Source organism: Oceanobacillus sp. FSL K6-0251 (assembly GCF_038004725.1).
Lineage (GTDB): Bacteria > Bacillota > Bacilli > Bacillales > Amphibacillaceae > Oceanobacillus > Oceanobacillus oncorhynchi.
This window is the reverse complement of sequence record NZ_JBBORS010000001.1, coordinates 687,048-700,962: the sequence shown is the minus strand read 5'-3', so window position 1 is coordinate 700,962 and position 13,915 is coordinate 687,048. Positions and strand designations below refer to the sequence as shown.

At 37.8% G+C, this 13,915-nt stretch carries 11 protein-coding genes and 1 pseudogene; all 12 read right to left on the bottom strand.

The features are described 5' to 3' along the window. Window positions 1-8 precede the first annotated feature (8 nt). Window positions 9-1,220: an MFS transporter gene (locus MKY45_RS03550; protein ID WP_193062818.1), complete on the bottom strand. Its 1,212-nt coding sequence runs from the start codon at window positions 1,218-1,220 to the stop codon at window positions 9-11. A 318-nt stretch (window positions 1,221-1,538) separates the two neighbouring features. Next, window positions 1,539-2,072, bottom strand: a pseudogene (locus MKY45_RS03545) (sugar phosphate isomerase/epimerase family protein); the annotation flags it as partial. 322 nt (window positions 2,073-2,394) lie between these two features. After that, window positions 2,395-3,777 carry a sugar porter family MFS transporter gene (locus tag MKY45_RS03540; protein WP_341172526.1) on the bottom strand — a complete coding sequence of 461 codons (1,383 nt, stop codon included), beginning with the start codon at window positions 3,775-3,777 and terminating at the stop codon, window positions 2,395-2,397. 202 nt (window positions 3,778-3,979) lie between these two features. After that, window positions 3,980-4,846 (bottom strand): sugar phosphate isomerase/epimerase family protein, encoded by an 867-nt coding sequence (locus MKY45_RS03535; protein ID WP_289584962.1) that lies wholly within the window; start codon window positions 4,844-4,846, stop codon window positions 3,980-3,982. A 52-nt stretch (window positions 4,847-4,898) separates the two neighbouring features. Continuing rightward, window positions 4,899-5,930 (bottom strand): Gfo/Idh/MocA family protein, encoded by a 1,032-nt coding sequence (locus MKY45_RS03530; RefSeq protein WP_341172525.1) that lies wholly within the window; start codon window positions 5,928-5,930, stop codon window positions 4,899-4,901. A gap of 616 nt (window positions 5,931-6,546) precedes the next feature. Continuing rightward, a complete protein-coding gene (locus MKY45_RS03525) occupies window positions 6,547-7,461 on the bottom strand; it encodes an AraC family transcriptional regulator (protein ID WP_341172524.1) in 915 nt (304 codons plus the stop codon). A 215-nt stretch (window positions 7,462-7,676) separates the two neighbouring features. Continuing rightward, entirely contained in the window at window positions 7,677-8,618 is a 942-nt protein-coding gene (locus MKY45_RS03520) for an aldo/keto reductase (RefSeq protein ID WP_341172523.1), read from the bottom strand. Between the two features lie 18 nt (window positions 8,619-8,636). Beyond that, window positions 8,637-9,470 (bottom strand): sugar phosphate isomerase/epimerase family protein, encoded by an 834-nt coding sequence (locus MKY45_RS03515; RefSeq protein WP_341172522.1) that lies wholly within the window; start codon window positions 9,468-9,470, stop codon window positions 8,637-8,639. A 412-nt stretch (window positions 9,471-9,882) separates the two neighbouring features. Beyond that, window positions 9,883-10,668, bottom strand: a complete 786-nt coding sequence (locus tag MKY45_RS03510; protein ID WP_289584957.1) for a sugar phosphate isomerase/epimerase family protein — start codon at window positions 10,666-10,668, stop codon at window positions 9,883-9,885. Between the two features lie 56 nt (window positions 10,669-10,724). Next, entirely contained in the window at window positions 10,725-11,678 is a 954-nt protein-coding gene (locus tag MKY45_RS03505; protein WP_212928691.1) for an aldo/keto reductase, read from the bottom strand. Window positions 11,679-11,702: 24 nt separating this feature from the next. After that, window positions 11,703-12,428, bottom strand: a complete 726-nt coding sequence (locus MKY45_RS03500) for a glucosamine-6-phosphate deaminase (RefSeq protein WP_341172521.1) — start codon at window positions 12,426-12,428, stop codon at window positions 11,703-11,705. Between the two features lie 154 nt (window positions 12,429-12,582). Continuing rightward, a complete protein-coding gene (locus tag MKY45_RS03495) occupies window positions 12,583-13,908 on the bottom strand; it encodes a PTS sugar transporter subunit IIC (protein WP_289584954.1) in 1,326 nt (441 codons plus the stop codon). Window positions 13,909-13,915: the final 7 nt, after the last annotated feature.

Here is a 13,915-nt window from a genome sequence, read left to right as displayed (position 1 = left end):
TAGTAGTTTTAAATTGCATGATGCTTCTTTGTATCCTTATTGCCAAATGAAAGACGAGTAAATATCTTCCCCCTATACCAAATGGCGACAAGCAGCGTCGCTATCATCCCTAATCCACCTGCAAAATAGAACCCAGATGCGAGACCAAACTGCGAATTAACCACTCCTGCTAAAAATGGACCAACAAATATACCTATTGCATAGATAGATTGATACGCCCCCATAGCTGTTGCTCTTTTTGCAGGTTTAATCGATTGGATAGACATCCCCAGCAGCAGCGGGAAAATCATTCCTAAGGAAAAGCCCTGCAATCCCTGAATGACCAAAAAGATACTCTTCAGCTGTGCGAACGGAATAAGCACAGTAGCTATCGTCACCAGCAAAAAGGCAGCCACCAAGGACTTCCCCTCTCCTAAGCGAGGAATAATCACGTTTCCCATAAAAAGCGTCGCAATCGCGTGCGGCACCATAAAAGCAGCTACAATCCATGTAATCTCACTCGCTTCAAAACCTGTCTGTAACGCAAACGTTGATGTAAAGCCAAACATGGTCGAGAAAATAATACTATGAGCCAATATGGATAACAGAGACACTTTTAATAGCGACGGTTCGCGGATAATATGTATTAATCCTTTTAGCTTAATGGGCTCGGAGACTTTCTTATTTTTTGGTTCATAAATAAAGAAAGCCAGCCCCCATCCAATCACACTGAACACACTGCCAATCCAAAATGGCGCCTTCCATCCCCATTCCTCAACAATATAGCCGCTAAAGCTCATCCCAAGAAATTGAGCCAGCACGACAATAAAAGAAATACTTCCCATTGCTATATGCACCTTATCCTCTGAAAAATAAATGGGATATAAGACAGTAAAAGCAACCCATGATGCAGCTGCAAGTCCGGCCAGCGCACGTGCAAACAATAACCATCCAGCCCCATCCATCGTTAGAAATATAAAACAGCTGAGCATGCTAATAAACATGCCAAAGAGGATAAATGGTTTTCTTAGTTTTATGATGTCGGAGGTTATCCCAATTGGCAGCCTAAACAATAATTGGGTTAATCCGTAGCTGCCCAGGATAACCCCGATAAAGGAATATGGAATCCCTGTATGCTCCATATACGGAGATAAGGTTGGAACATACATAAATTGCGGAAACCATAATAAAAACGATACCAGCATAAATAAATTTTTGTTCCTGTTCATTGCTTTTGTCATGGATAACCTACTTTCTAATTATCTTTTTTCTATATATGGATCTGAAATAGTTTTAATCTACTCACTTCCAGTTTAAATAAAAAAACGATAAAAGTATTTATAATTTGCTGACCGTTTTTTGCATTCTGAAGTCAGCTTGTTCTTAAAAAAGCAAGTAGATAAATACCAGCATTTCATTCCCTGCTTAGTATATAAATCAATATATTTATCTTGTGTTCTTCTGATTAAGTATCAAAAAAGCTGTCCTGTCCATCTAGTTTTACAACAAGATTTATCAGGAACAGCTTTTCATTTTAGAAACTGCTTTAGCTTTGCTTATTAAAAGCTCAATGTTTGTTTGAGAGCATCAACAGAGGTCCGGACCCCTGCTTCAGGAGTCATCGTTAAATCTTCCATTTCTAAAGAAACATACCCATCGTATCCCATCATTTTAACGACAGAGAAAAACTCTTTCCACCACTGTAAATCCTGACCGCATCCTACAGCTACATAATTCCAGGCTCTATTTGCTACATCATCTATTTCTTTTGTTTCTAGCAAACCATTTACACCAGATAAGTGCCGTTCTAAACGTACATCTTTACCATGGACATGATGAATCGCATCTCCCAGCTCTCTAGCAGCCAGAATCGGATCTGCTCCCATCCAAATTAAATGACTTGGATCTAAATTCAAGCCCACGATAGGACCTACAGCATTACGTAATCGAAATAATGTTTCTGGATTATAAACCAGCTGTGCACTGAAATTCTCTAGTGCAATTTTCTCGATACCACACGCTTCTGCTTTTTTCACTAACTCCTGCCAATACGGAATAGCCACTTTTTCCCACTGATAATTTGATGCCTCCTTCTGGTATTACAGAGCCAAAATTTTTATGAAAAGAGATTACTAACAATATTATTAGATAAGGTTGGAAATTAAATTCAATAGAAAAAGCGTATGAGCTTGAATATCCTTTCAAGTTCATACGCTTTTCTATCACTTCAAACCTTGATTCATTTGATTTAATCTTCCAACATTACTGCGATTACTCATTCAATCGAAGAACTTTTTTAAGACTCTCACTTCAAGAAATGAAGGAAACATATTATTTCCAAGTGGGAGATGAAAGAATCCCCCACTGAAGGAAGTTTCACTTTATTTGATGCCTGCGTAAGCTTAATGATTTACCCTAAGCCTTTTGCTCACCATGCTTCCGAAAACGCTGTTCTAATTGCTCTAATGTCAGCCCTTTGGTTTCCGGCAAATATCTTGCTGCAAAGGTAATCAATAAAATTCCCAAAGCAACGAATACTAAGAACGTAACCGATAAACCTGTTTTATCCAGCAATACGGGAAAACCTAAACTAATTAAGAAATTAAAAATCCACATACAGAAGACTGCAGTTCCCATTCCTATACCGCGAAAACGGGTCGGGAATATTTCTGACAGCATCAGCCATGTTACCGGAGATATAGCACCTTGTTGAAATGCAAGGAACGTAACCGTTAACGTTAGGACAACATAAGGAAGCGCCGAAGAATCAACAAGCACATTTCCAAATATCGCAATAAGAAGCAAGGCACTTGTTGTTCCAATTTGTCCGACAATCAGCATAGGGCGCCGGCCTACTTTTCCAAGAAGCCAGATTCCAAGAAAAGTTGCTAACACCGAGATAACTCCATTAGCAATATTTGCTACTAAGGCAGCTTGCGTCGCAAACCCTGCATCCCGGAGGATCTGTGTTCCGTAATACATAATCGAATTTACGCCAGTACCTTGCTGGACAAGCGATATACCAATCCCAAGGAATAGAATACGACGTACCCACTTTAGCTGAAGCATGTTCTTAAACGTTGTTTTTTCTTTCTCATTTTCTTTCGCAAAGGATTCTTTAATCTCATTCAATTCAATCTGTGCTTCTTCCTCGCTGCGAACTCTGCGAAGAACCTCCAAAGCTTCATCTGTTCGATTCTTTGACACAAGCCAACGAGGGCTTTCTGGCATTTTTAACATTCCAAAGAATAACAATACTGCTGGAATTGCTGCAATAACTAACATATAACGCCATACTTCTGGAATAACATCTGCCATGTTACCAAGTATCGCATTAACAATGAAAGCTATCAATTGTCCTGATACAATCATCAGCTCATTGATGGTAACTAATTTCCCCCTTCTGTTAGCAGGAGACATCTCTGCCAGATAACCAGGCACCGCTACAGAAGCTCCCCCTACGGCAACTCCTAAGGCGAAACGAGAAATAACCATAACTGTTATGTTAGGGGCTAGTGTACAGCCAAGCGTAGCAAAAAAGAATAACAGAGCTAAATAAACAATATTTTTACGACGTCCTAAATAATCAGCCAGCCGACCTCCTGTCACAGCACCAACTGCAGCTCCAAGCAGAAGCGCACTTGCCACCAATCCTTGTGTAAATGAGTTTAAATCAAGTGACTCGGCCATAAAAGGCAGCGCACCGTTTACAACACCTGTGTCATATCCAAAAAGAAGCCCGCCTAATGTCGAAACCATAATAACCTTAATTAAAAATGAGTTTTGTTTTGTGTTCACTTTCTCTTTCCTCCCTTGAAGATACCCCTTTAAAGCGTACACTTAATAAAGCGCTTACAATCATATTCAACCGCTTTTCTTCATACATGGTTTATCCACCAGTTTTTTTAAGGGTAATATCAAGCATACAAACTGTTATGTATACCTGATATTACGGAGTAAACATCTATATCTCTAACCTTCTATTTTTACATGCTATTTATTAATCCAAATGTAAACCCTCTTTAATAGATTTCAACGTTAATTCATTGGACCACTCCGGTCGATCCGGATAAGCAAATACCGCATTTGTCACAATCCCATCAAACTTCATTTCTCTTAGCTTCTTATATAGCGCATCAAAATTGATTTCTCCCTCGCCTGGATTTAAATGCTGGTGAATGGTCACATTAGCACCGGGAGGATTGATAATGTAACGCAGCCCAAATGCTGCTTTATGATTCAGCGTATCTGCAATCAATACATGGTCAAGCAAGTCGCCAGCTTCCTCCAAATGTTGCTCCACATCTCCAATCCCATCATCATAGAAGAAAGCATGCGGTACAGAATAAACCAGCTTGATCCAATCTTTATCTAACGCACGAATCATACGGACTGCTTCCGTATTCAGTTCAATAAAATCATGCGGATGCGATTGGATATTTAACCTGATTCCTTCTTTTTCAAAAAGAGGCATCAATTCATCCATTGATTTCACGAATGCTGCTTCACTGTCTGTCGGACGTGTTTTATCTCCGGCAAATTCTGTATTCATCAAATCGACATCCAGCTCAGAGGTGATTTCGATACAGCGCTTCCAATTTCTAACCGCTGCTTCCCTTACTTCTTCTACGGGAGAAGACCATTGCTGCACAGGAAGTACCGATGAAATTTTCACGCCGGCATCGGAGCAATATCTCTTTAAATCTTTGATTAACTGCTTATCGACTTTTGGATATTGATTGAACCAGATAAAATCCTCCCGCGGGGAAAGCTCCACATACTCATAACCTAACCGGGCAACATTCTCAATCGTATCCCTTAAGTTCGTATTATCACGATAATGTGATGGATCATAAGCTAAACGCATTCTATTCATCTCCTTTAAAAATTTGTCTGATACTATTTTTGTTTCATCACCTTTAAACAGTATGTTCTGCTTTAGCCTCTTGATAAAAAGCTGGCTGTTCAGGCATTTCTATTGGAACGATTTTTCCTGTTTGTTTCGCTTCAATACTTGCATCCGTTGTCACTGCTACAACATAACCATCCCATGCTGACGGACCATGCACCTCACCTTTGACCGTAGAATTGATCCACTCTTGTAATTCAACATCATATGCTTCGATAAAGCGTTCTTTCCAGTTTACTAGAATATCAGTGGAAAGCTTGGCTTGACTGCGCATTTGAAGGCTAGGCGGTTCCGGTAAATTAGCTATGCCCGTCTCCCCGACAACCTGACATTGAATATCATATCCATATTGACAGTTAACAAAAATCTCCGTATCGATACGAATCCCTTTTTTCGTTTCTAATAATATAATAATCGGGTCTTGCAGCCCTTCTTCAGCAAGGTTTGTTCTTCTTGGCTGGATAACCTGTGTAGAAACATAATCATCCTGAATCAGCCATCTCAGCACATCAATTTCATGTACAAACGAATCCGTAATTGCCATATCACCGCTAAAATTCGTAACAGAAGGTGCTCTGTGTGCACAATGCAGCATCAACGGTTCACCAACCTTGTTATTATCGACAGCCTGTTTCAACGTACGATATCCTTTATCATATCGTCTCATAAAACCTACCTGTACCAGCTGTTTCCCATATTCCATTTCAGCTTCTACGATTCGCTTACACCCCTCTGCTGTTGTCGCAAGCGGCTTTTCACAAAATACAGGTTTTCCAGCTGCAATCGAAGCTAACACAAACTCTTCATGAGTTGGCCCCCAAGATGTGACAATGACGGCATCTACTTCATCCGCTTGAATCAAATCATGACCATTATCGTACACTTTCGCCTGCAGACTTTCGCGTTCCACAACTGCATGTGCCTGTTCACTATTTACATCGGTTACAGCGACAATCTCTCCTCCTGTCAGAGAGTGTGTAATTCTATGAATATGATCCTGCCCAATTGCTCCTGTTCCGATAACACCTATTCTTAAAACCATAAAAGTTACCTGCCCTTCCTTTATTGGATTAACATACCGATTACTTTTTAGAAGCATCACTTATTCAACATATTGAATGCGTTTTCTTTTTATAGAAGAATGAAGCTCGCTCTACTCACAAACAAATGGATACCCTTCTGTTTTTAAAGACTTATAGAAACAGAAATAATCATAGCTTTCCAATGATAAGTGATGCATTCCTTTTGTACAGCGTATATTACATTTTTTGAAATCGATTACTATTTCAAAAATAATTAATAAATAATCAAAATATACCCATGAAGTAATCATATCTATTGGTATATTATAGAGAAAGATATTTAAATTGTATTTGCATAATTCAGCCATTTTTTTGCATTTTCAGGACATGGCTGGGGAGGGCAGTTCAGACTTAGTAAAGAAATATTTGGCATTGGTAGGATGTATTTCGCCGGTAAAAAGAAAATCGTTAATTATTTCTTCCATATACAAAAGAAATATAGGACAGCTTTTTTTAAATCAAAATATATTTGAAGCATTCATTTCATTAAAAAACTCTTTCCCAGCTTTTATATTAGGAAAGAGTTTTTTAATACATGTATATATTGTTTTAGGGAAGATTTTGTATTTACCTTATTTAGCTTTCCTTAAATTCAGATTCCACCGTCCCTTGATATATCTTTCTATATTTCGCTGGAGGAGTTCGTATAATCTGCGTAAATACTTTTGTAAAATAATGCAGGCTGGAAAATCCACAAGCCGTAGCGATATCTTTAATCGACATCTTGGTTCCTCGTAAATATTCCGTAGCTAAACTCAGACGCTCTTCCTGTAAAATCTCTGTAAATGTCTTGCCCGTCTCCTCTCTGATCAACCGGGACAAATGGCGCTTCGAAACATAGAAGTCATCTGCGACCTCTGATATTTTAAGATTTTTTTGCAGATTGTCCTTTATATAGAGATTCACTCGATAGACTAGAACCTTTCTTTCATCAAAATCATCGTCATTATCTTTTAAACTGGATTCCTGTTTAGGTAACGGGTAAAAGGAGTCGAATATAGCAGGCAGTAAATTAGAAGCAAGCTGTTTAAGCATATCTTCTTTCCATCTATGTTCTACATCTATCGCAGACTGATAGAGTGCTTTCCATAAATAAGCATGTATCGCTTCCTCTTGCGAATGGATGACAGGCTGCACCTCTTGCTGCAAATCTTGTATATAATGTCTCCATTTCTTAGCTGAATCACTTTCTTTTAATTCAAATGCAAAATATAAATAATACATTCCTTGTACACTGGATATTTTATGTTCCTGATTAGGCCGCGTCAAAATAAGAGAGTGCGGAGCCAGCGGGTAACTAACATCCCTTTCCTGGTATTCTCCAGTTCCGCCAAGTACATAAGACACCTCAAAAAAACTGTGTACATGCGCTTTTGTGCCAAAATGACGCTGCCATCCTCCCCAATAATAAACTCGAAACTCAGCTCCATATATCGAAATAGAAGTAACATATTTATTTAAATCTTTTTTTCCTTCAAATAGATTTTTCATCCTTTTATACAACCTTTCCCATGAAGTTAAAAAGCTCTAACGCATTTTCTAAAAAGACAAGAAGCTTTTTAACAGCACCCGGAATCAATCGGTGTCAAGCATATATAGAAGTATTCCAATTTATATTGATAACAAGCTTTTTATCCCTTTGTGTAAGAATAAACAGAGGCTGTCACCTAAATAATAAGTAACAGCCATTCATTTCATGCAGCAGCTTACAAAGCAAAAATATCGCTGATTGCTTTATACTCTTCATCTGAAATAGCAACATCTAATGTTTGCAGGTTATTTTGCACTTGCGAGCCGTTCTTTGCTCCAGGAATAACAACATCAATGGCATCATTAGCCAAATACCAAGCTAATATTAAATGAGGAATTTCCACCTGTTTAGCTGCAGCAATCTCTCGCAGCTTCTCCACCCTGGCAAGATTCTTCCGGAAGGACTCTCCCTGAAAATGGTCAAAACCATTGCGTAAATCCCCTTCTGGGAACGTCGTATTTTCATCGTATTTGCCAGCGAGCAACCCAGAAGCAAGCGGAAAGAATGGAATAAAGGAGATGTCATTTTCTTTCGTATAATCAAAAAATGTTTGCTCCGCATCTCTTTGGATCAAATTATATAAATCTTGGACGACATCCACATATCCGTCTTTGTTTGCCTCTTTTAACTGATCCAATGAAAAATTGGAAACACCGATAGAACGGATTTTTCCTGCATCCTTCAATTCTTTCAATGCACCAACCGCCTCATCTTTAGGCGTATTTTCATCGGGATTATGAATATAAAATAAATCAATATAATCTGTTTGTATACGCTTTAACGCATCATCAACAGCTTGCTTTAAAAATGCCGGAGAATTATCAAACTGCACCTCTCCATCTACAAACTTATGAGCAGCCTTTGTGGCGATGACTACTTCTTGACGCTTGCCCATGTCTTTCACGACTTTTCCTACTAACTCTTCCGAATAACCCGGTCCATAAATAAAAGCAGTATCTAAAAAATCTACGCCGTGATTGATGGCATCCCGAACCATATCCATTCCTTGTTCATCCTTCAGATTCGGGTATAGGTTATGACCTCCAACTGCATTGGTTCCTAATCCTATCGGGTTAACAACTAAATCTGTTTTTGCAATCTGCACTTTTTGTACCATGTGTCCTCCTCCTCTAATCTATGAATGAATACTAGCTGCGATAGATTCCAGTGTCGTTTCTTTTGCTTTTCGAATCACTTCCTCCGCTGGCATTTGATAATACTCCGGACGGAACAATTCAACAGAGACAAGATCTTCTTTATAACCAATCTCTTTTACTGTCTGCAGCAACTTCTCCAGATCAATGACACCTTCCCCAGGCCAGACACGATGTTCGTCCCGAAGTACTCCGATAGGGTAATCCTCTGTATCATCGATATGTAAAATAAAGATTTTCTCTCCATCCGCCTTCTTCAGAAATTCAAAATCTGAATTCATTGCATGAAAGTGAAAACAGTCAAAAACTAAACCAACACTTTTTCTGTCTACCGTATCAATAATATCATAAGCCTGTTCAAAGGTATTAATTGTACATTCCGGATGCCCAACAAATTCCAATGCCACCTTCACATCTTGCGCTTCTGCTATGTCCGCGAATTGGTTCAACATACTGACTGCACTCACTTTAATATCTTCCTTAAGAAGCGCCTGATCAGTTACTAATGGCACCACGACCACATAAGCAGCTCCCAGCTCATTGGCGTTATCCACCATCGTTTTAAATTCTTCGATGACTTGTTCCTCGTCCTCGCGGTTATTGAAATATACCAACGCATTTAAAGCGATTGGTTTAATATGATGGTTTTGGAAATAATCTTGTAATTCTTCCATCGAATGGTCTCGCAAGTATTCCGGCAATTTATCCATTGTGCGGATCTCGATATAGTCATAGCCATGCTTCTCACAGTATTCGAGATCCTTGGCAAGGTTTGAATTCTCTAATGTAGTTGCTTGGTTATAGCAGAGTTTCATTTTTTCATCCTCCTTGTAGATAATAGGCGTCCTATCACATGTTTGCTTTTTATTGATATATTCTTTTCATTAAAGCGCTTGCATTATTTTTGGAAATATAATGCAACCTGTGAATGATTGCAATAAGTTACTATTATCTTCTTGTGAATTTATTGTTATGTTTTTCAGTCTAAATCAAGGAAGAGGATAAATATTTATAATTTGATGCCTATCTTTTGTATTATGGAGACAATATTGATTAAATAATATCCATTCCATTTAAAAAGCGTATGAACTTAAGTAACGATACACTTAGTTCATACGCTTTTTATTATTAATACATTTGAAACGTTTCTTTCTATTTTGTCGAACCCTTCAATTCATTAAAATTGAGAAGTTATACTTTTTTGTATAAACCTTCTAAAAGAATTATTTACAGTTGTTCCTGTAATTCAAGTAAATTATTAAAACTAATTTGATAGCTTTCCATCATCCCGCCATCTAAAAAACTGCGATCTTGTTCTACTACATACCATTCCGTACCATTCGCCTCACCCCATTGTAATATTGGAACAAAGTCAATAATACCCGTTCCAATCTCAGCTAAAGATTCAGGGTAAGTTAATCTCTTATCTGATTTTATATCTTTCAAGTGCATGATAGGCATTTTTTCTGGAAATCGTTTAATCACAGACAGCGGATCAATTTCAGCATATTGAACCCAGTACGTATCTACTTCAGGATAAATAAAACAGTTTCCCTCAGGCATCATCAAATAATTATAGGCAGTACGATTGTCAACTTTTGATAAAAATTCAAATTCATGGTTGTGATAGCCCACTCGAAATCCTAGACTATTGAGTCGCATAGCCAAATCAAGCAATGAACTCTTTACATATCTATATCCTTCTTCATTTTGTAATTCTTCAGGTAACGAATTGCAAAAAATATCTTTTGTACCAAACAATAATCCTTCATATATTACTTTATCTGTATCATTAAGCATTCTGTCAAGTGAGACATGCATTCCAGCTACTCTCATTCCTGTCTCTTTAAGTACTGCAGCAATATGTTCTGCACTATTACCGCGAAGTCCATCTATCTGAACAGCTTGCCATCCCATTTTTCGCAGCTCTCGTATAGTTCCACCGAAATCCACTTCAAGCTCACGTCTGAATGAATATAATTCCACAGCAAACTTATTGCGAATATCTTTCAATTTAGTCACCTCATTTTTTCTATAAAGGATTATTTAGTCTTAACTTAAATTAAGTTCTATTCTTTTAAATCAAGCCAACGAACTTCATCATCCGTTAATAAAATTTTCGTTGCATCGTAAGAGGACAATAATTCGTTACTATTTTCTGGTCCAATAACCGCCGCTGTTGGGAATGTCTGACACAATACATAAGCAAGAGAAATTTGAATAGGTGTTACCTTTTTTTTGTCTGCTAACTCTTCCGCACGTCGATATCGTTCCCAGTTGGCTTCACTATAATAAACTTCGACCATCTCTACATCATCTTTAATATCCGGTGTAAATCGACCAGAGAAAAATCCACCCGCTTGAGACGACCAAGCTAATAAAGGTGTATTTGAGTTTTGATGCCAACGTATCATCTCATCATTTGCAGACACACAATTTTCCCAACGAGGGCGATTCACTTTAGCAAGACTTAAGTTTGGACTATTAAAAGTAAAAGGCGTTAACTTATGCTCTGCCGCATATTTATTAGCTTCAATAATTCGTGCTATTTCCCAATTTGATGCACCAATGGCATAGACCAGACCCTTTTCAACCTGCTTATGAAGACTTTCCATAATAGGACCAACTTCCTTAGTTGGGTCATCTCGGTGCAAAGCGAATAGTTCGACATGATCTGTATCTAGTGTTTCCAAACTGGTATAAAGATCGTCTTCAATTGCCTCTGGAGTCACTCTAGCCACATCTGGATTTTCACGTGTCGGGTGACACGCTTTCGTATGAATAACTAGACTATCTCTATTCCTCCGCAACTTCATCCAACTTGCTAACGTTTTCTCACTATGTCGATATTGCCTTGCTGTATCAAATGAATTTCCACCTATTTCAATAAATTTATCCAGTACTGGGGCAGCAAAATCCATATTATCCGGTCTCAGGAAATCTCCTGAACCCATCAATAGATTAGAAACACTAATGGTAATATTTTTCCCATCTTTTTTCCCTTGAATATCTATATATTTCATCTGATTACGTCCCTTCTTCTTTCATTATAGTTTGCTGGCAGCTGCATCATCGATGTACAGTACAGCATGTTTTGAATTCTTAACAAGAGTAGACGGGATATCCGCAGTTGGTTCTGTATTGATTGTCAGCTCCACTATGTCTGCTTTCTTTTCACCATTTGCCATTAACATTACTTCAGCAGCCTCCGTAATATGTTGAATACCAAGTGAAATCCCTCGTGTTACATTCATTTCTTCATCAAAATATTTTACTGAAACCTTCTTAGTTACTGGGTCAAGATCGATGACGTGGCAATATGTATCCACTCTTACACCAGGTTCGTTGAAACCAATATGTCCGTTCATCCCAATTCCTAACAGCATAAAATCAATCCCTTCATGCTTCGCAACAAAGTGGTCTACTCTTTTACATTCTGCGTCCATGTCTATAGCCAAACCATCAAAAAAACAAATTTGTGAATCATCTATATTTGGGATACGATCAAAAAAATGATCAAATAGTGTTTGCTTACAACTTCCATTCGTTTCTTTACCAAGACCAACCCATTCATCAAGACTGACAAACGAGCATTTCCCAAAATCAACTTCTCCCTGTTTAGCTGCTTCTGCTAAATAGTTTAAAGTCATAAGCGGGGTATCTCCTCCAGCAAAGCATAGTAAACTATCAGGTTTCTTTTTTACTATTTCAATAATATGTTTCCCTGCTGCTTCCGCCATTAATTCAGTTGTAAGAAACTTCTTAATATTCATATTAGTAATCTCCTTTTTTACTTATACTGTCTTATGAAATAATAATTTGATTCCTTCAATTTTAGAAACACTAGAAATTACAGTTTTCATAAACTTTAAGGTATTTTCTAAATTAAATAAGGTAATATTATCAATTAAATTTAAGTAGCTAGTTTTAAAAATCCAAATCAAGCTCTTGATGTGCTTTTTCTCTTTCGTTAAGAATCCTTTCCTCTTTCATTGCACTGCGTTCATACATTTTGAAAAACGGATAATACATACAAACAGCTGCCGCTAACACGACAAAACTAAGAATAACAGCTTTCCAGTCCATCGTTGCTAAATATTGAGCAAACGGAATTGGTGTTCCGCCTACATTGACCACTGGCGGCCGAACTATCCCCCAATGAAATATGAACCATTGACAAACTGCTAGAATAGGAGTCCCCATGACAAATGGGATAAACAAATAAGGATTAAAGCATATTGGCAAACCAAAAACGACCGGCTCTGATATGGTAAAAATTGCTGGAACAGCCGAAGCTTTTCCTACCGCTTTAATTTTTTGAGATTTACTAAATAATGCTAGGATTACTAAAGCTCCAGTAATCCCTGATCCGGAAAAACCCATGAAATAATCCCAAAAGTTTGGTGCAAACACATGTGGAATCGGTTCTCCAGCTGCAAAAGCAGCGGCATTTCGTCCAAGGTATTGAGTCATAAACGGCAATACAAAACCAATCAAAATTGCATAACCATTCAATCCAATAAACCAGAATAGCATTTCTAAAAAACAAATCAGGAAAACTGCATAAGGTGTATCAATACTATTAATTGCGGGCGCCAGCATGGTTGTAAATGCTTCAGGAATGATTTGCCCATTGGTCACACTTTGTACACCTGCACTTAGAAATACTGCAACAAATAAAACAACTACCATAGGAATAATCGATTCAAATGTTGCGGAAATCCCTTCGGGCAATCCTTTTAATCGAATCGTAATATTATTTTTCATAAATACATTTAACACTTCAACCGTAACTAATGAGGCAAAAATTGCGATAAACAAACCTCTTGAATCCAGAAACTGTGTATCTAAACTTCCATCAATTATTTTCGTATTTAAAATTAATGTCACCAATACCCCAGCTATTACACCGTGCAAAACAGGAACTTTCATCTGTTTTGCATGATTATATGAAATTGTGACGGCACAGTATATTGATAATAATCCAAATGTAAACTGGAATGGCAATTGCAGCATATCATTGTAATCTACAAAAAAGTTCTTTATTGCTGTTCCTTCAGGAAACATATTTCCAATTGATGAGATTATTAAGGAAAAAGAACCGATAATCAGTACTGAGATAAGCGCGATCATCCCATTCTTAATTGATGCTACATGGCGTTGTTTTTCTATTCTTGCTGCAATTGGCTCAAAATGCTTCTCCATAAAGGATATAAAGCCATCCATTTTTCGATTTTTTCCACTTCTCGACATATAGATA